Genomic DNA, 18,633 nt, shown 5'->3' with positions numbered 1-18,633 from the left:
TTATATAGACAAAAAAAGCTCAACGTTTGGTTAACGTTGAGCTTTTACTTTATTATTGATTTCCTTGCTTTACCCATCCAGCTACTGTTACTGTACGCTTCGCTTGATGCTTCACTGTTGCTTCCACATCTTCAACCATTTTCCCATTTTGATCAACCGTTACGCTTGTTCCGTAAGGGTTCCCACCTGAACTGAAAATGACTGGATCTGTGTATCCTGGTGATGCAACAAGCGCGCCCCAGTGATGCATTGTTGTGTATAGAGATAAAAGAGTTTGTTCTTGACCACCGTGTGCGTTTTGTGCAGATGTCATCGCACTAACAACTTTGTTTGCTAATTTACCGTTAAACCACAGTCCACCCGTTGTATCTAAGAACTGCTTAACTTGTCCTGGTACGTTTCCGAAACGAGTTGGAATGCTAAAGATAATTGCATCAGCCCACTCTAAATCAGCAAGTGTTACTTCTGGTACAGCAGCTGTTTCTTCTACGTGTGCTTTCCAAGCTGGATTTGAATCAATTGCTGCTTGTGGAGCTGTTTCAGGTACTTTTAATACTTTTACATCTGCACCTGCTTCTTTTGCACCGTCTGCTGCCCACTGCGCCATTTGGTAGTTTGTACCTGTTGAACTATAGTAGATAACCGCTAATTTTACATTTTCCATTTTTTCTTCCCCCTTAGTCGATGTTCCAAATAATTTATCTAAAAATCCCATTTTTCTTCACCTCTATATGCGTATTCATACCGCTGTTTCATCTGGATGAGTAAAATCACCCCCTTAAGTCGGTATTCTGTTTTATTTCTAAGATGTATTGTTTCTCATTGAACTGTTATTATTCTGGTCGTGCAATTGTAAAAGTCTTACCAAGCTTAGCGTAGTCATTGCCGGCTAAGCGGCTAACAGCTTTAAGACCGTGTGGATCAATTCGCCCTTTATCATATAGCTGATCTTCAATGTGATACTGAACAACTTTTCCAATAAGCAAGTCGGTACTTGTTTCTTCACCTTCTCCTAATGAAATTGCCTGTTCAAGTATGCATTCAAAGCGAATTTTTGCTTCTTTTACCCCAGGTACCGAAATTTTTTCACTTTCGGTCAACATTAATTTAGCTACTTCAATCTCACTTTCGTCAGCCGGCAGGTTAGCTGCCGTCATATTCACCTGCTCGACATTGTCTTCATCGACGATGTGAATCACAAACTCTTTTTTCTCCATAATGTTTCTTGCCGTATCTTTCATTTCGCCGCTTTTACGCTGAACTGAAATCGAAATCATCGGCGGATTTGCAGAGACGATATTAAAATAACTAAAAGGCGCTGCGTTGACGATTCCGTTTGATGACTGAGTTGTCACAAAAGCAATCGGTCTTGGAATAATACTTCCGGTTAGAAACTTATAGTTTTCTCTTTCCGTTTGTGCAGATGGATCAATTGATAGCAATGAACTCACTCCTACTTCGTTTTACTATTTAATTCCACGGTAATAAAATGCATAAACGCCAATCTCTATATCATAATTCTTGAATTCGAGATATTTGTCGAAAAAAATATGCATTTAACTTTTGTAAGCTGTAAAAAGAAGTTGTTATTATCTTGAATTCGAGATAATTATAAAACGAATGGTTATCTTCTGTCAACATTAATTTAGCAGATATTTCTTAAAAAAGCGATAAATAAGTAGCAAACACTTATGTTTACTACTTATTTTATCGAACTACTATCACTCTTTCTTTCCAAAAGAAAAAGTACTCACTTCGTAAAAGTAGCCTCTTCATTGCTTTTGGTAACAAGATACTTCCTAAAATTCCTGTTAATTCATATATCAGTTGTTGATTATATTTTCCAATGAAATAACCAATTGTCCCAATACAACAATCATACAATAAGACATTTGTAATCTGCTTTTTAGACACAGAAGTAATCAGTATTTTAGAAGGCTTCACAATGCGCATTATTGTCTTTCACCTCTTGTTGTTATAATGACTTTTGCTCAGCAATCGTAATTCGATTAATGTCACCCAACTACAATTCCTGAAAGAGTAACAATTAACCAAGATATTGCGGTGAGTAAACCCGCTGACATAATCTTCATACCCCACCTGTCTAGTAAACTATCTACACGGATTTGCATAATTGTATATGAATATGTATAAATGGAAAAAACAATTCCTAATTCCGTTGCCTTCAAGTGAAACGATTCTTAGATTGCAGGCACTGCGACTGGTATGGCAACGCGACCAAAGTAATTTTAAATAACCATGTTGCTCAAAAATAATGAACATCTCGTGTGTCCTGTTTTTACTACTTACTCAGTCATAATAGCCTCCTTCTTTTGTTAGTTTGTACGCTGAATGAACTTGTCATTCTAGTGCGTATCACAAATTTTAGAGGGGGAAACAACGTATTTATAAATTATGTTTCGTTTCGTAAAAATCCAGAAAAAGTTTTTAGCCCTTTACTTTTTTCGTGTTCTCCTCTAACGATAAAATGAATTTCAATAGGACCTTCTACTAATTGCTGAATATGAAAGCATTCATTTTTTCTTGTGTTAGCTAAACTTAAAGGAAGTGCACTTATTCCTAACCCGTTTTGAACAGCCTGCATTACCGCTTCTAAAGAATCAAATTCGATTATCTTTTTATTCTCTTGGTTATGTTTTTTTGCATATGCTAGAAGCTTCTTTCGATATACACAATTTAAATCACTGTTTACGATAAGCGCTTTTGATTGATGAACATTTTTATCAAACGAAACAATAGCTATGCTTTCAAAATAAGTATAGACCTTTTGGAAAGCAGTTGGCTCATACTTGCCGCTAATAAACATTCCATCAATATCTCCACTTTCTAACCATTTCATTAACACTTGTTCTTGAGCTGTTTTCACTTTAATCAAAACGGTTGAATAGTTTTCTAAAAAATCGGTAATAAGCTGTGGGATTTTACCTGCTGAAACAGTTTGCGATGCTCCAATTGTCAAGGTTTTTTCGCTTTTTTCACTTGCTAACGTATCTTTAACTTCATTCATTAAGGTTAAAATCCGATTTGTATAGTCAATTAGAATCTCTCCTTCTTTCGTTAACTTTACACCTCTATTCGTTCGTTTAAACAATGAAACCTCTAATTCGTTTTCTAATACCTTGATTCGTTGACTTACGTTAGGCTGAACATAACCTAGCTGTTCTGCTGCTTTTGAAATCGATTTGTTTTCTGCAACTTCTTTAAAAATCTTTAAATCATTGCTTTCCATATCCACTCTCCTCTTTGATATTAGTTAAAATGATATCTGTATTATTTATAACTATTATACTAATTTTTACCGGGGAGATATAATCATTTCTATAGAAGGGGCTGATTCACGTGGAAAATGTAAAAGATAAAGTTTTTATTATCACTGGAGGCGCGACCGGGATTGGAAAAGCAACTGCTCTAAAGCTTGCACTAGCTGGCGCAAAAGTCGTTATTAATTATCGAAGTTCAGAAAAAGAAGCGGAAATACTGCAAAAACGTATTCAAACACTAGGAGGAAAAGCCATTCTTTCAAAAGCAGACGTAGCTAGTCAAGCTGACGTTCGTAAAATGATTCAGCAAACTGTACACGCATTTGGGCACATTGATGGTTTAATTAATAATGCAAGTATCACCAGTCAAATTGCAATGAATGACTTACAAAAAGCTTCTGGTGAAATATGGGATTCTTTATACAAGACCAACGTAAAAGGAATGTTTCACTGCGTACAAGAAACTGTTTCTTATATGAAAAAAGGTGGGTCCATTGTCAATATTGGAAGCGTCGCTGGAGTAACTGGAATTGGTTCATCTATTCCGTATGCTGCAACAAAAGCTGCTATTCATACAATGACAAAGTCCCTCGCAGTTACACTTGCACCTCATATTCGTGTAAACTGTATTGCACCTGGAGCTGTTGATACACCTTGGTGGACTGGGTATGAAGAAAAGATGTATGAGCTTGCAGGGCATTTACCGCTTCAGCGTATATCCTCACCTGAAGAAATTGCTGACAGCATTTTATTTATGCTCACTCAACCATCTATTACAGGGCAGGTAGTCACAATTGATAATGGACAAACACTTACCTAAAAAAGCTATGGAGACCTACTCCATAGCTCAGTTTGTCGACAAACTGAACAAAGCATAGGCTTCAACCTATGCTTTGTTATTTTTATTCTTTTGTAAGCTCGCTTTCTGTGACCCACTTATGATTTTTCACTTCTTGACTGTCAGTGGTAGACGTGTAATCTACCATGTATACCGTTGTTTTCTCAGCAGAATCAATCGTTGCTTCTGCACCTTCCATGCCTTCCATATGATTTGCTTCAAGAACCACTTTTGTTCCTGCTGGTATCTCTTCTTCACCCGCGTCTTTTATTTCTTCCTGAATGACCCACTTATGACCAGTTACTTTCTCTCCGCCGTTTGTAGGCGTGTAAGATACCACATATGCTGTTGTATCATATGCACCGACAATGGTTGCTTCTGCACCTTTCATCCCTGGCATATGATCAGTTGTCAGCGTTGCTTTACTTCCCAATTCATACGTTGGGCTTTTAGCTTCTTGTAAACCTTCTGGTACTTCACCTGAGCTAGAATGATTCATATGTGCATGATCTTCTTCTTTTTGCTCTTGTTTTTGATTATCTTCTGAGTTCATCTCTTTGCTCTCATCGTTGTTTCCTGCACATCCGGCTAAACCAAGCATTGTCGCTAGCCCAATCAGAAATAGTGATTTTTTCATCTTCATCCCTCTTTTACAAATTTCTCATTCGCTATCTAGATTTTTACGAATGGTTTAACGATATACGTTTAGTGTAAAAAAGAAGTGTGCAGATTTTATGAAGAAACACAATTTATTGTGTGATTATTTATGAAGCGCCCCATTTATATCCTACTCCCCACACAGTTTGAAGATGTTGCTCGATTGGGAAACCAGCGCTTCTGAGCTTTTCTCTGACGTTACGCATATGGGAATCAACTGTTCGCCCTTCAATTTCCGTATCATAGCCCCAAATGAGCATAACTAAATCTTCGCGAGGAAAAACGCGATTGGGATGCTTTAAAAATAAGCAGAGTAGCTCAAATTCTGTTTTTGTCATTGAAATGCTTTCACCAACATAAATAACTTCCCTGCTTTCTTCATTTACGTAAAGCTCCTTATAGGAAATACCTTTCTTTTCTACACCTGTTCTTCTCAATACAGCCTGTATTCGAGCCAGTAGCTCTTCTTCGCTAAAAGGCTTTGTAATATAATCATCCGCTCCACTATTTAAACCTTTTACAACATCCTCAGTTTGGTCTCTAGCAGTCAGCATGATGATAGGGACTTTAAACTTGGCTCTGATTTCTTGACAAACTGTCCATCCGTCTTTTTTGGGCATCATCAAGTCGAGTAGCACTAGCTGAATCATTGGGTTCTTTTCTAGGTACTTTTCTACTTCTGTAGAATCTTCACACTTCATGCATGAAAAACCATGTGGAGCTAGATACAGCTCTAATAAATCCAGCATTCTCACTTCATCGTCTACTAATAAAATCGTAGGCATATTAACGCTCCTTTGGCAACGAAATGCTCACGGTTGTTCCTTTTTCTGCTATGCTTGTCATCTCCACTTTTCCACCGTGCGCTTCCACAATATCTTTTACAATCGATAACCCTAAACCGTAGCCTCCATTCTTCCGAGACCTTGATTTATCTACGCGATACAATTTATCAAACACATATGGTACATCTTCACTCGGAATTCCCACTCCGTAGTCTTGAATGGACAGCTTGACGCGCCAATTATCCTCTTCAACGCTTATTAAAATCTTTTTTGTTTCAGAATATCTTAAGGCATTATCTATAACGTTTATAATGACTTGCATAAATCGCTCTTCATCAATTAGTACATTTACATACTTTGGACAGTTCACCTCAATATGAACATTCTTTTCGCTTAGAGCTAATTGAAATGCTTCACAAATTTTAGATAAATAGGACTGAAGCTCAACTTCTTGCTTTTCAATGAGAAACGTATTTTTATCTAAACGAGCAAGCTGAAATAAATCTTTTACAAGCTTTGAAATTCTCTCAGCCTCTTCCTCAATGACCCCTAAATATTTTGTGCGGTTTTCTTCACTTGTTTCATGGCGCTTTGCAATGTCTGCATAGCCTTTTACATACATCAGCGGCGTTTGCAATTCGTGCGAAATACTGCTCAAAAACTCGTTTCTCTCTTTTTTCAAGCGCTGCAGTTCATTCGCAAGCGCTTGAATGGATGTTCCTAACTGTCCAACCTCATCACGAGAATGAGCGCCAAGTTTTACCGTCAAATGCCCTTGGCTAATCTTTTCTGTCGCTTGCTTCATTTGTACTAAAGGTGCCGTGATTAGTTTTGATAAAGCAAAAGTTGTAACAACTGCAAATACAATTGAAATAATACCAGCTATGTAAAAGTGATGCTGGAGACGATCAATCATTCCTTTGATATCTTTTGTATCTTTAAACATATACACTGTGCCAACTTGATTATTATTTACTTCAATTGGAGAAGCTGTTGAAATATAGGGGGAAATTTCCCAATCTCTTTGCAAAATTTTCCCCTCATAAGGGAGCTTCTTATCTCTCCACTCATTCACAGCCGCTTTTGCTCCTGTAATAAGAGGTGTTGAAGCACTCAAAACTTCCCCGTTTATGTTGGTAATGATAACATCCGTATCGGTTTCTGACTCCATTAACGCGACGTGACTAAGCGTTATGGAATCACGGTGCTGCTCTAATACTTCTCGGTGGCTATTCCCTCTTACTCTTAAACTCTCTAACTCTTCTGAGATGCGAGTGTTCGCTAACCCCGTATATAAATAGAAAAATAAACCTGCTTCAATAATTAAGATAAAAACTAAAAACAATAGTCCTAATTTAATGGATACTTTATTCACTTCTTTCACTTCCCCTGTAAATGTACATCTATTATAAAGGATAGATATGGAGAAAGTGTGCAGACTTAAGTTGAATTAAATACGAAATTAAGATTCACACCTATACTTGATGTACCCTATTAATTTGTCTAAAAAGTAAATACTGCTCTGAATTTTAATTTGGTGTCGTTCCCTTTAAAAAAGCTTTAGCTCGTCAACTATTTCACGAGAACGTGTCCAATGAAGGTAGTGATGTCCGTTCAACATCACCACTTTATTATGATGGTGCTTTGCAATTTCCTGCTCATAAAATGATAGTGTTGATTTACCGTTTGTTTCTTTCTGAAAGTTCTTAGCAAAAATTAAGACTGGTACTTTATTTGGAATCGTTAAGGATTCTGTTTTATTCACGTTTCTTTCTATCTCATTCATTTCCATAATGATGTTTTTGTTGTATCCTTTTATGCTGGTCTTTGCCTTTATCATTTTTAACTCTCGGCTGGAATACATCCCTGGTTCAGCGATAGGTAAATAAGACTCATCATCAAGCTCAACTGCTAGACGAGCAATCCCTGTTGGAGCGACAAATCGAAAAATACTTGGCATCGTTGAGGGAGCTTCACCAAAACACCTCAGCATCTTTGGTAACGTTGGATCAATGCCAACAATGGCTTCCACTTCATCAGGATAGTGATTGGCATAATACATTGCATAAATGCCTGACACCGAATGAGGCATAAGAATATATGGACCTTGTATGTCTGCTTTTTTCAATGGATTTCTTACTTCTTCAACAATATTTTCAACTGATCGTTCACTTTCTGTAAAATCACTCCAACCATAACCAAAAGGCTCCACAACTACGACTTTGTACGTATGTGATAACTCAAAAATCAACAGCTGGAGCAGGTGTTCCAAGGCCAGCTAATAATACAATTGTTTGTTTCCCTTTACCTTTTTGATAGATATGCATCTGCTTTCCCTTTACTTCTACAAGCTCTCCTAATGGTGGATATCGTTTGTCTTCCACAACAGTCAACACTTGATGCAAGGTTATCCATGTTACACACGCTACAGCTAAAGATATACTTACTCTTTTTATTATTTTTTTAAACATATAAGCCCTCCTACGATTTAACTATTAATAAAACGTTTGAAGACTCATTTAGTTGCTTATTCATGTACTCACTTTTTCTACACTAACGTTTTTTCTTTGAACAAGTACCCGTAAGCTACAAGTCCATACTGCCAAAGCTACAATAATCATTAAAGCAGCTCCTATTATAACGACCAAGCGTATGGAGATCACTTCTACTAAAATGCCAAACAATGCGGTTACAATAATAATACATAGACTTTCTACTAATCCATATAGGCTTCCAACTCGCCCCATTATTTCAACTGGAATATACGTTTGATAAAACGTATAAAATGCCGCGTTCGCAAATGCCATTGCAAACGATATCAAGGCGCATCCGCAGGCAGCTATAAAAAATGTAGTTGAATTTGTAAATAACATATACCCTCCAGCTGTTAGCATGCTCCCCATACCAAGGAGCCAAGATGTAGGAATTTTTTCAACTATTATGGTATTAAGAAGCGCACCGATAAGTACACCTCCACCAGCTATGCTAACCAATAGTCCATACTCTCCCTCTGTTAAACCTAGTTCCTTTACTGAAAAAGCAGCTTCGAGTGAATCAGTTGCGGTCATCAACACCGTCATGAAACTAAAGAGTAAATAAATAAGCATAACTCCCACTGCGTGCCGGCTAAAAGAAAATACAAGATGCCAATCCTGTTTAATCATGTAAAATGATAACCTTTGAACCTTTTGTGTAGTAAACCCCTTTGGCTCTATATTTGGCACAAACCAAAGCAGCAGCGCCGAAAGCACTAATGCGATACTGTTAATGCAAATAGCAGTTGCTGGTGTACCGACCATCACTAATAAACCCGCAACGGCTGGTCCTGTAAAAAATGCTCCTGCATCAAGAAGACTTCTAAGTGAATTGAATCTTTTACGCTTCTCTTCTGGTAAAAACTTTGTTATATACGCCATAGATGTTGGTTCATACGCTGCGCCTACAGCGGTTGTAATTCCAACCAGTACATAGATTACGAGAAGTGAATTTGAAAAAGCCAACCATAAAATAACAGCGGCTTGGATCAGGTTTAATCCAATCATTACGTGCTTTTTGTTTAAACGATCAATCAGACTCCCAGCCCATAGGTTCGTTAACATCGCAGCTGCTGCTCTAACAATATAAAGAGTTGAAACGGCTAGGGCTGAACCAGTGATTTGTAACACAACTAAGTTCAAAGCAATAAAGTAAATCCAACTCCCGATTCCTGAAATGCCAATACTTGCTAGAAGTAATAATCGTCCGCGCAATTCTGTCTTCTTCATTAATTCTCTCCTCCTTTAATCCATAAAAAAACTCGCCCCCAAGACAAAAATACTGTCTTGGGGGCGAGTTTTTATCGCGCTGCCACCCCAGTTTATTGACATGTCACCACATCAATCTCATCAGGTACAATCATACCTTAGCTCTGTAACAGGAGCACCCGTCATATCATCCCTTAAATGTTCCGATATGCCTCTCTGAGACTTGGTTCAACAAATTCACTTTGACCCGTTTTCAGCTACCGGGCTCTCTGTGCAAAGCTTATTTATTTACTCTTCTCTTCACCGCGTTTAATTTTTCTATATATTACCACAAACTATTAAAATATGTAAATAAAAAGAAAGAAAGAGACTGCGCTCTTTCTTTTTATTTATTCGCAAGTGCGCTATGTTTTAGTGTACGCTTTTGCCACACTATCGTAATACCGAGCGTTACAAGTAATAAAACAAGACCTAGTACAAACGGATACATAATTTGCACATCAAATAAAACGCCAGCAAGAGTTGGACCTAATACATTTCCGATACTCATATAAGCGTTGTTCATTCCCATAGCAAATCCTTGTTCATTTCCGGCCATTTTTGAAATAAGCGTGTTTAAGACTGGACGAAGAATAGATGTTGCAAGGAAAATAATCAGCGAAATGACAAAGAATAAGCTGTAGCTCCCTGTGAATAGTGACAATAGAAATCCAAGTGCTGCCACGCCGATAAAAATGTTTAATACTGCTATTTCACCAAATATACGAACGATGCGATCTACTAGAAACAGCTGTACAATCACGCTAACAATTCCTGTTGCTGTAACCATTAAAGCAATTTGCTGTGGCGTAGCCCCATACTGTTTATCTAAAAATAGACCAAGAACTGACTCATACGCCATTAGCCCAAAGCTCATCACAAGAGTAATAACCAGCGGTATAAAATAAGGCATCTTAACAGAACGTGCTAGTTTCGAAACCATAGATTCATTATCTTGAATAGCTGCTCGTGCTGCTGTAGCTTCTTCTGTTTCACTATTTTCTAATAGCATCATTGAAAATAAAACAGCTACAAGAGATACAAGTGCTGAGACTAAAAATGGAATCTTCAAGCCAAAATCAGCTAAAAAGCCACCAATTCCAGGCCCAATTACAATTCCTAGAGACATAGCCGCTGATACAAGACTGTTTCCTTTTGCACGCTGCCCCATCGTTGTAATATCCGCAACATATGCAAAGATAGCAGGAATAAGTAAAGCTGCACCCACTCCACCAATGACGCGAGATGCATAAAGTAACCAAATGGAATTGACTGCGTAAAAGATAAACATAGACAGCGTTAAGCCAGCAAGTCCATATATAATCATTTTTCGTCGTCCGTATTGATCGGACCACTTTCCTGCAATTGGTGAAAAAATAAGCTGAGCACCTGCAAAAATAGCAATCATTAGCCCCGCTGCAGTTCCCCCCTGATTAATTGACTGTAAATAAGCAGGTAAGATTGGAATAATGATTCCAAAACTTCCAACCGCAATAAACATATTAATCATTAAGATAATGATTTTTTTTCTTTGTTCTCCCGACATTCGAGCTGTCTCTCCTCCTATTAGAACACAAAAATAGCATGCTACAGCAGTATACTTCATGTTCATTTTTTTCTACACGTAGTATAACTTATACTGATAGACATGCTGTTGTCAATTAGTTAATTTATTCTTTTTTTCATATAATAAGCGGTAGCGCCGTTAAGAAACGAAGCGCTACCGCTTATGTATGACGGGATGCTGAACATGTATCAATTTGCTTCTCGTTTAATATGTCTAATCTTTCTTTGAGACTGCTGAAACAAATAAACAAGGTAAGAATGTAATTCGAAGCGATCACCTTGAATGAAGTCACCAAACATTAACTTTTCCTGTTTTACCATTTCTGTTTCATCTCCTCTACTGTTCAATTAACCACAAATATTTCCTATCCATTATGTTTATTTTATTAGCCATTCTTTTTCAATTAAATAATGTTGTGAGAGCAATCAGCTCTTCTGCTTTCATTATAAACGAAATCGCTTACAATGTAAAATAATAATATCAGAAAATTTAGAATAAACACAAAAAAGAGGGCATAGTAATATGTCCCCTTTTTTCCTTTTATTTAAACCAACCTTTTTCTTTAAAACGCGTAATAGCTTCAATGCGATTTTTCACTTCAAGCTTATCCAAGATGGTGGAGATATAGTTTCTTACGGTACCGGTTTTCAAAGACAGCTCTTCTGCAATTTCTTTTGTATTTTTCCCATCAGCTACAAGCTGCAGTACTTCTTTTTCGCGCTCCGTTAGCGGATTTTCTTCCGCATATACATCATCCACAAGCTCAGGAGCATAAATTCGTCTTCCTTGCATTATACTTCGAATGGAACTCGCTAGCTCTTCACTTGGGCTATCCTTCAGCAAGTAACCGCTAACTTTTGCTTTTAACGCTCGTTGAAAATAACCAGAGCGTGCAAAAGTCGTTAAAATAATCACTTTGCAATCGAGTTCTTCCAGCTCTTCTGCTGCTTCTAGCCCTGTTTTAAGAGGCATTTCGATATCCATGATGCAAACATCGGGATGATGCTGACGCGCAAGAGCTACTGCTTCTTCTCCATTCGATGCTTTCCCAACGACTTCCATATCATCTTCTAAGCTTAGCAAAGAGCCTAAAGCACCTAACAGCATCCGCTGATCTTCCGCTATAACGATTCGAATCATTTCTCTTCCTCCTTTTCCACTTGCTTACGCACGCTCGGAACTTTCACAATAATCTTTGTTCCTTCATCTGATTGAATATCTAGCGTTCCGTTTACAAACTCTAATCTTTCTCTCATACCAATAAGTCCATTTCCGTGTTGAAAAGCATCTTTACTTGCAATGCCTTGTCCATTATCTTGAATGGTAATCATAATTTCATCTGTAGATTGTACAATATTCACTTCACAGCAAGAGGCTTTACTATGCTTTACAACGTTTGTTACCGCTTCTTTTAAACACATGCTTAAAATATTCTCTGTCAGAGGAGAAACGTTTGATAAAGTCAATTCGTTATGAATAAACTCTATTTCAGCTACGCTAAGTATTTGTTCTACGCGTACGAGTTCCTCTTTTAATCGAATCCCCCTCATCTGAGACACTAGTTTACGAACTTCATTTAACGCAGTTCGTGCGGTTTGCTGAACGTCTTTTAACTCTGCTCTTGCCTGCTCTGGATCTTTATTGATCAGCTTACGTGCCAAGTCACTTTTTAATCCAATTAGGGATAGCTTTTGCCCAAGCGTATCGTGAAGGTCACGAGCAATTCGCTGTCTTTCCTCTTGTTTGACCAGCTCTGAAATTCGCTTATTTGCGTCTTCTAACTGCTCCTCTAAGCGCTCTCTTTTCTTACGGTTATAGATTGTAAATGGAAAGATGATTACGCTCATATAAATGATAATCATAACCGGAAGTTGGCGAACAAACAGCTCTTCTTGAGCAACCATATTATAGTTTAGTGAAATGGCTGTGCTGACTAAATGAATAATATAAAGCGTAATAAATGTAAGCCATTTTTGAACATTTCCTATGAAATAAGCGAGAAAAAAAGCAAAGTAAAAGGAAAAATAAACGTAGCTAAAAAGCGTCGTCATCGCGATGGATATACTAATGAGGAGAATTGTCCATACATAAATAGGCCAGCCTTTTGATATAAAAGCAATGCGATAAAAAATAAAGAAGAGAATCGTTAACAAAATACCTAACACAATCTCATTCATTGAAGAAGACTGAAAAACAAAGTAAAAAGGCAGTAAACTAAAAACTGTCCATATGTAAGGAGACATTCCCGTTATCTTTTGAAAAATTGTATCCTTTTTCTTCATGACGCAAACCCTCTTTTACTTTCATAATTAATGCCATATATGATTATCGTATCATAATCACATATGGCATTGAGTATTATTTTACATTTGCTCTAGAATATACCGCTACTCTTTTTTGTCGTTCTTCACGGCTAAATGTTTTTAGATGGTTAAAACCAACAAATTTCTTTTGATCTTCGTCCCATAAATGAAAGCGTAAAGACTCTAAGCTGGTGCGAAGCGTAATGGTCGGCACATTTTGAAGCGGCTCGGTATTATTATGAGCAGCTTCTAAGTGATAATTCGGAACCCGAGGGCTCAAGTGGTGAACATGATGGTAGCCTATGTTACCCGTTAACCACTGTAACACTTTCGGAAGTTTGTAAAAAGAGCTCCCTTCAACTGCTGCCTGTACATACTCCCACTCTTCATCTGCTTCAAAATAAGAGTCTTCAAACTGATGCTGTACGTAAAATAACCAAACGCCCAGTGAACCTGAGATTAAGAAAATCGGACCTTGAACCATTAAAAATGACTGCCATCCTAGTGTTAAACATCCAACTGTCACAATAAGCGCAATCGCAACGTTTGTAATATACGTATTGATGCGCTCAGCTCGCTTAGCTCCTTTACGATTAAAGCGATTTGTAATCAAGAACACATAGATAGGACCTATCACAAACATCACAAATGGATTGCGGTATAAACGATAAGCAATGCGACGTGAGCGAGGTGCTTCCAAGTATTCGTCTACTGTTAAAATCCACAGGTCACCGATTCCACGCTTATCTAAATTTCCGCTCGTAGCATGGTGGATAGAATGACTGTGTGCCCATTGGTTGTATGGAAACAAAGTTAAAACTCCTGTAATGGTACCAAGAACTTTGTTGTAGCGTCGATTTTTAAAGAAAGAGTTGTGGCAGCAATCATGGAAAATGATAAAAATTCGAACTAAAAAGCCAGCGGCAACCACTCCAATTGCTAAAGTTAATACATATGAAATCGCTAAGCTTTGATAAGCAAGAAACCATAAAGCAAAAAACGGAACAATAGTATTAATCAGTTGAACGACACTGCTTTTCTCATTTGGCTTTTCATAAGGTGCCATTGATTGTCTCAACATTTTTTGTTTTTGTTTTTGTTTAATCATTTGGATTTCCCTTTCACATTCATAATTTATTTAAAATTATAAATATAAAAAGAAACCATGTGTAGTAGTACATGTCACATGACAAATATGACAAATGTCATATTGGCACTCAAAAACCCTTTCATATCCTTAGCATCCATTGTGTTGGTACCTTCGTTTATTTACTTTTATTAATTGTTTGTAAACACATCAACCTCTCTAGAAGCCTGTTGTTTCCTGTGTTTTATCCTTAACATCTTTTAATGATGTGAACATTTTGTGACCGTTTGATTAAGCTTGCATGATTCTTTTCATCCACCGTCATAGCTTCAAGTTGCTCGTGTTTAGTACACCTCCACCTACTTCTATTATTCTTTTGTGTAAGTTAGAATGATTCACACATTTAGCAACTAAAGTTATCGAAATCATCTTATGCAATACTAGTAACAAGAACATTCACGGAATAGAGACAAATAATATTGGAATGCAGTTAATTACTGGTTTTGCGCAATGTGCAGAGAATAAAGAAGTAAAGCAGTATTTTGTAAGAGGAAAAGAACTTGCTAAGCTCAATAAAACCAAAACCGCATTCACAAAATAGTAATCAAAAAAAGCCCGTAAGCCTTCTACATAAAGACTTCTGCGGACTCTTATTGACAAATATTCTCTTCTACATTCAACTGGTCTTTTAAATCGAAATGGCACTTGGCTGGCGCTTGTCATACGTAAAGACGTAGCGGAATCCGCATTCCTTCGCAAGCGCTATTGCTTCAGAAATATGGTCGCCAACCGTTTCAACTTTATGAGAGTCAGAACCTACCGTTAGCAGTTCTCCTCCAAGCTCTTTATATAATTTTAATACAGCTTGAGAAGGTAGGGGCTCCGCTAAGCTGCTTCGCATTCCCGAAGTGTTAATTTCAATTCCAATATTGCGTTCAATCGCTTTTGTTAAAATGTCCTTTAGCTGTGGCTTAAATTGGTCAAAGTCATAATTCCCGTGCACTTTTATTGCATAGCGCTTCATTAAATCAATATGAGCAAGCACATCGATATCAGCATGCTTCACTAGATTGTAGAGTTCTTCAAAATAACCACCGTATACTTCTTCTACTGTTTTATGTTGTAAATATAAGCGGAGCTTTTTGTCATTGATGTTATGAACAGATCCTAGGATAAAATCTAATTGAAGCGGCTCTAATACCTTTTGATACTCACTTTTTAATAAATGCGGCTCACAAATTTCAATCCCTGCTTTGATAACTAACTTTCCGTCAAACTGCGCACGACACTGTTCAATGTCTTTTATATAATGTTTTAAATTAATATGTCCATATGTAGGAGCAAGTGGATTAAGTGAGTAATGTTCTGTAAAGCAAATTTCGTTAATATTACGATGGATAGCTTCTGTGCATACCTCGTTCATAACCGCTTTTGAATCGAATGAATGATTCGTATGATGATGATAGTCCATAATGTACATGTTTCGTTCCTCCTATTCTTCTCCTGAAATCGTATCTTAGCAAAGCTTTCTACTTCTTACAATACTACCCGTTATATAGCTACCTTAACTATTCAAACTAGACAATGAAATGGAATTTTATAAATTCTTTTACATTTAACTATTTTTATATTAAACTATTTTCTGTAAAAGTTGAATGCATGCAAATTTATTTTCTTAAGACAAAATTGGAGTGGTAGTATGAGTTCATCCTTGTTGCAGCTAAACACAATTTTTATCAGTATCCTAATTGAAGCCCTTCCTTTTGTGTTATTGGGTGTATTTATTTCTGGAATTATTCAAATGTTTATTACAGAAGAAATGATGGCAAAAGCCATACCCAAAAATAAAGTAGGCGCTGTTTTTTTAGCAACTTTTATAGGCGCTTTATTTCCAGCTTGTGAATGTGGAATTGTACCTATTACAAGGCGATTAATGGCAAAAGGCGTACCGCTATACGCTGCTATTCCCTTTATGTTTACAGGTCCTATCATTAACCCAGTTGTTTTGTTTTCTACATATGTAGCGTTTGGAAATGACTGGGCCGTTGTATGGGAACGTAGCTCTGTAGCGCTCGTCGTAGCAATTTCAGTTGGCATGCTGCTGACGTTTCAGTTTAAAACAGATCAAACAAAACATAGCGTGTGCGTTAACGTTCAGAAAAAGACATTTGGCCAAAAGCTAGTAGGCACTATCCAGCATTCTATCGATGAGTTTTTTTCAGTCGGTAAATATTTAATCATTGGAGCGCTTATTGCAGCAAGTATGCAAACGTTTATGAAAACATCCATCCTGTTAGATCTTGGGCAGCAGGATTGGTCAGCTCATTTCGTAATGATGGGACTAGCCTACCTTTTATCCCTTTGTTCGTCAGCCGATGCGTTTATTGGAGCATCCTTTCAAAGCACATTTCAAGATAGCGCCATCGTTGCCTTTTTAGTTTTTGGACCAATGTTTGATATTAAAAATACGTTAATGATGTTGAGTCAATTTAAAGCCAAATTTGTGGGCATTTTATTTATTTATACCTTTATAGCTGTCTTTGTTTTTTCAATGCTACTGGTCAGATAAGGAGGAAGCGCGATGATTCGAATTTTAATTTTGATTGGCTTTACGTTTGTCTTCATGCATCTGCATGCTACAGGAGATATTTCAAAGTACATTAATATGAAATATGCATGGATTTCATACAGTACAATTTTTCTCCTATGGTTTATTACCATCGCTGCTTTTATTTTTTATATGAAAGGCGATGAGCATGACCATAATCATGAAGATGGCTGTGATTGCCACAGTCATTCACACGCTCCGCGCAAGCGAGATAAATTCCTTTATCTCATCTATATCGTACCTATTATCACTGCTTTATTTTTACCAATTTCCAAATTAGATTCTAAAATTGTTGAAGCGAAGGGGTTCAATTTTCCAATCTACGAAAAAAATAGCCCCTATGATCAGCACCAATTCCTAGAGCCCGATACAAGTAGCTTTTACGGAGAGGAAGCTTATGACAAAATGATACGCAAAGATTTGAAGCAGTTTGGAAAGAGTGAAAAGCTTAATTTAGAAGATACTGAGTTTTTAAACGCAATGGAAACCATTTATAATTACCCTGGTGAATTTACGGGTAAAACCATTCGCTTAAAAGGATTTTTATACCATAATGATGAGCTGCCAAAAAATCAATATTTTCTTTTTCGCTTTGGAATTATTCATTGCATTGCTGACTCTGGAGCCTTCGGAATGCTTATTGAATTTCCAGATGACGTATCGTTTCAAAATGATGATTGGGTAACAGTAACAGGTAAAATTGATACGATGTATTATCAGCCGTTTAAAAAAACATTACCAATGATTAAAGTCACGAACGTTAAGAAAGAACAGGAACCTGATGACCCTTACGTTTATCGAAACAATCAATGATAAAAAAATCACGTAACGTTTTCTATGTTACGTGATTTTTTCTTATCGACTTTTTTGCTGAGCCTCGAGTAGCTGCGTGTATAAATGCTGTACTGCCGTTGAAATCGAGTCATCATATCCCACATGATCATAATAGACAGCAATATTTTTTAACATCTCGTACGTTTGCGGGTCTAAGCTCACTTCAAGCGTAACCTTCTTTGAATCAAAAGGATTTGGCACTTCTGGCTCTTCTGCATCTAAGGACGCATGTTCCGCAATTTGAATTGCTTGTTCGACATTTTCAATTTTCCCGTACTGCTGCACCCACTTGCGCCCCATAAAAACAGTATCCTGAATAAATTGCCGATTAGTAGGCGTATCCTTAATATTAAACTGATGATTATGCACATATACAGATTGATATAAGATGACGCTAATAACTTCATCTTTTAATTTTAACTTTCTCAATTCATCAATTAAGTCCGCCACATACTTTGGAAGCGGACAAAACGTTCCCCTTACTTCTTTTATTAAATCCATTGCAATTGACTCTGTTGAATTGCGCTTAAACGCTTTTATAATATCAACCATTGCCGACTCGTTTGTCATACCTACACCACCATTATGGTTAAATACTGTCGTTAGTAAATTCAACCAAAAATTAATTATACAAATCTATTCACTAGCGTCGCATTAAAATAATTCAAAGCCCTTTATAAATCTGAATTTTCTGCAATATTATTCATGCACAAAAAAATCCTTTATAATGGTTGGGTGGTAATAAACCATCCAAATCCAAAATAAAGGACAATAAGCATGGATAAGTTTACACGAAAAACATCATTTGAACAATGGTTTTCACCGATTTTCTCCACAAAACTCGAGGAATTGGTTGAAAGCTATCAATTAAATTCCTATACAAAGAAGCTG

At 37.0% G+C, this 18,633-nt stretch carries 20 protein-coding genes, 2 pseudogenes and 1 other annotated feature; of the genes and pseudogenes, 5 read left to right on the top strand and 17 right to left on the bottom strand.

Features of this window, described 5'->3' with window-relative positions; genetic code table 11:
- Window positions 1–52 precede the first annotated feature (52 nt).
- The 4 genes from wrbA to A2U94_RS17025 all read right to left on the bottom strand — a co-directional run bounded on the left by wrbA (window position 53) and on the right by A2U94_RS17025 (window position 3,250).
- Window positions 53–664 carry an NAD(P)H:quinone oxidoreductase gene (gene wrbA, locus A2U94_RS17040; RefSeq protein WP_025910328.1) on the bottom strand — a complete coding sequence of 204 codons (612 nt, stop codon included), beginning with the start codon at window positions 662–664 and terminating at the stop codon, window positions 53–55.
- Window positions 665–833: 169 nt separating this feature from the next.
- A complete protein-coding gene (locus A2U94_RS17035; RefSeq protein ID WP_025910326.1) occupies window positions 834–1,442 on the bottom strand; it encodes a flavin reductase family protein in 609 nt (202 codons plus the stop codon).
- A gap of 265 nt (window positions 1,443–1,707) precedes the next feature.
- Window positions 1,708–1,953 (bottom strand): hypothetical protein, encoded by a 246-nt coding sequence (locus tag A2U94_RS17030; RefSeq protein WP_025910324.1) that lies wholly within the window; start codon window positions 1,951–1,953, stop codon window positions 1,708–1,710.
- A 460-nt stretch (window positions 1,954–2,413) separates the two neighbouring features.
- Complete coding sequence (locus A2U94_RS17025; RefSeq protein WP_025910323.1) at window positions 2,414–3,250, bottom strand: LysR family transcriptional regulator; 837 nt, start codon at window positions 3,248–3,250, stop codon at window positions 2,414–2,416.
- 110 nt (window positions 3,251–3,360) lie between these two features.
- Here A2U94_RS17025 and A2U94_RS17020 point away from each other — a divergent pair, with 110 nt between their 5' ends.
- Window positions 3,361–4,101, top strand: a complete 741-nt coding sequence (locus A2U94_RS17020; RefSeq protein ID WP_025910322.1) for an SDR family NAD(P)-dependent oxidoreductase — start codon at window positions 3,361–3,363, stop codon at window positions 4,099–4,101.
- 82 nt (window positions 4,102–4,183) lie between these two features.
- Here the strand turns inward: A2U94_RS17020 and A2U94_RS17015 are convergent, their stop codons facing one another.
- The 11 genes from A2U94_RS17015 to desA all read right to left on the bottom strand — a co-directional run bounded on the left by A2U94_RS17015 (window position 4,184) and on the right by desA (window position 14,321).
- Window positions 4,184–4,756, bottom strand: coding sequence for a YdhK family protein (locus A2U94_RS17015; RefSeq protein WP_025910321.1), 573 nt, complete (start codon window positions 4,754–4,756; stop codon window positions 4,184–4,186).
- 127 nt (window positions 4,757–4,883) lie between these two features.
- The gene (locus tag A2U94_RS17010) at window positions 4,884–5,561 is read right to left on the bottom strand and encodes a response regulator transcription factor (protein ID WP_025910320.1); all 678 of its coding nucleotides are present in this window, start codon (window positions 5,559–5,561) and stop codon (window positions 4,884–4,886) included.
- Window position 5,562: 1 nt separating this feature from the next.
- The gene (locus A2U94_RS17005; protein WP_025910319.1) at window positions 5,563–6,936 is read right to left on the bottom strand and encodes a sensor histidine kinase; all 1,374 of its coding nucleotides are present in this window, start codon (window positions 6,934–6,936) and stop codon (window positions 5,563–5,565) included.
- A 174-nt stretch (window positions 6,937–7,110) separates the two neighbouring features.
- Window positions 7,111–7,812 (bottom strand): alpha/beta fold hydrolase, encoded by a 702-nt coding sequence (locus A2U94_RS17000; protein WP_231882779.1) that lies wholly within the window; start codon window positions 7,810–7,812, stop codon window positions 7,111–7,113.
- A complete protein-coding gene (locus A2U94_RS21930) occupies window positions 7,802–8,032 on the bottom strand; it encodes a hypothetical protein (RefSeq protein ID WP_224840117.1) in 231 nt (76 codons plus the stop codon). Before A2U94_RS21930 ends, A2U94_RS17000 begins: the two co-directional genes overlap by 11 nt.
- Window positions 8,033–8,092: 60 nt before the next feature.
- On the bottom strand, window positions 8,093–9,325 hold the full coding sequence (locus A2U94_RS16995) for an MFS transporter (protein ID WP_025910318.1): 1,233 nt from the start codon (window positions 9,323–9,325) through the stop codon (window positions 8,093–8,095).
- A gap of 56 nt (window positions 9,326–9,381) precedes the next feature.
- Window positions 9,382–9,617: a binding site (T-box leader), on the bottom strand.
- 72 nt (window positions 9,618–9,689) lie between these two features.
- Window positions 9,690–10,889, bottom strand: a complete 1,200-nt coding sequence (locus tag A2U94_RS16990; RefSeq protein ID WP_025910317.1) for an MFS transporter — start codon at window positions 10,887–10,889, stop codon at window positions 9,690–9,692.
- 209 nt (window positions 10,890–11,098) lie between these two features.
- Window positions 11,099–11,230, bottom strand: coding sequence for a hypothetical protein (locus tag A2U94_RS22165; protein WP_257788887.1), 132 nt, complete (start codon window positions 11,228–11,230; stop codon window positions 11,099–11,101).
- Between the two features lie 220 nt (window positions 11,231–11,450).
- A complete protein-coding gene (locus A2U94_RS16985) occupies window positions 11,451–12,050 on the bottom strand; it encodes a response regulator transcription factor (protein WP_025910316.1) in 600 nt (199 codons plus the stop codon).
- Window positions 12,047–13,192 (bottom strand): sensor histidine kinase, encoded by a 1,146-nt coding sequence (locus A2U94_RS16980; RefSeq protein ID WP_025910315.1) that lies wholly within the window; start codon window positions 13,190–13,192, stop codon window positions 12,047–12,049. The genes A2U94_RS16985 and A2U94_RS16980 overlap by 4 nt, the downstream gene beginning before the upstream one ends.
- 76 nt (window positions 13,193–13,268) lie before the next feature.
- On the bottom strand, window positions 13,269–14,321 hold the full coding sequence (desA, locus tag A2U94_RS16975) for a Delta(5) desaturase DesA (RefSeq protein ID WP_025910314.1): 1,053 nt from the start codon (window positions 14,319–14,321) through the stop codon (window positions 13,269–13,271).
- A gap of 436 nt (window positions 14,322–14,757) precedes the next feature.
- On the opposite strand from desA, the pseudogene A2U94_RS20850 reads away from it, so the two are divergent.
- Window positions 14,758–14,901 (top strand): annotated as a pseudogene (locus tag A2U94_RS20850) (DUF3231 family protein); the annotation flags it as partial.
- Window positions 14,902–14,988: 87 nt separating this feature from the next.
- Here A2U94_RS20850 and A2U94_RS16970 read toward each other — a convergent pair.
- Window positions 14,989–15,780 carry a histidinol-phosphatase HisJ family protein gene (locus A2U94_RS16970; RefSeq protein ID WP_025910312.1) on the bottom strand — a complete coding sequence of 264 codons (792 nt, stop codon included), beginning with the start codon at window positions 15,778–15,780 and terminating at the stop codon, window positions 14,989–14,991.
- Between the two features lie 219 nt (window positions 15,781–15,999).
- Here A2U94_RS16970 and A2U94_RS16965 point away from each other — a divergent pair, with 219 nt between their 5' ends.
- Both A2U94_RS16965 and A2U94_RS16960 read left to right on the top strand, forming a co-directional pair.
- Window positions 16,000–16,869, top strand: a complete 870-nt coding sequence (locus A2U94_RS16965) for a permease (protein ID WP_025910310.1) — start codon at window positions 16,000–16,002, stop codon at window positions 16,867–16,869.
- 12 nt (window positions 16,870–16,881) lie between these two features.
- Window positions 16,882–17,721 (top strand): TIGR03943 family putative permease subunit, encoded by an 840-nt coding sequence (locus tag A2U94_RS16960; RefSeq protein ID WP_025910308.1) that lies wholly within the window; start codon window positions 16,882–16,884, stop codon window positions 17,719–17,721.
- A 42-nt stretch (window positions 17,722–17,763) separates the two neighbouring features.
- On the opposite strand, the gene A2U94_RS16955 is transcribed toward A2U94_RS16960, so the two are convergent.
- Complete coding sequence (locus A2U94_RS16955; protein ID WP_025910306.1) at window positions 17,764–18,312, bottom strand: calponin homology domain-containing protein; 549 nt, start codon at window positions 18,310–18,312, stop codon at window positions 17,764–17,766.
- A gap of 207 nt (window positions 18,313–18,519) precedes the next feature.
- Between A2U94_RS16955 and A2U94_RS21305 the strand changes: the two are divergent.
- Window positions 18,520–18,633: pseudogene (locus tag A2U94_RS21305) on the top strand (IS4 family transposase); the annotation flags it as partial.

This window comes from Bacillus sp. VT 712 (genome assembly GCF_001614195.1).
Lineage (GTDB): Bacteria > Bacillota > Bacilli > Bacillales > Bacillaceae_H > Priestia > Priestia flexa.
Note: the sequence above shows the minus strand (reverse complement) of the source record. Positions and strands in the feature narration are given on the sequence as shown.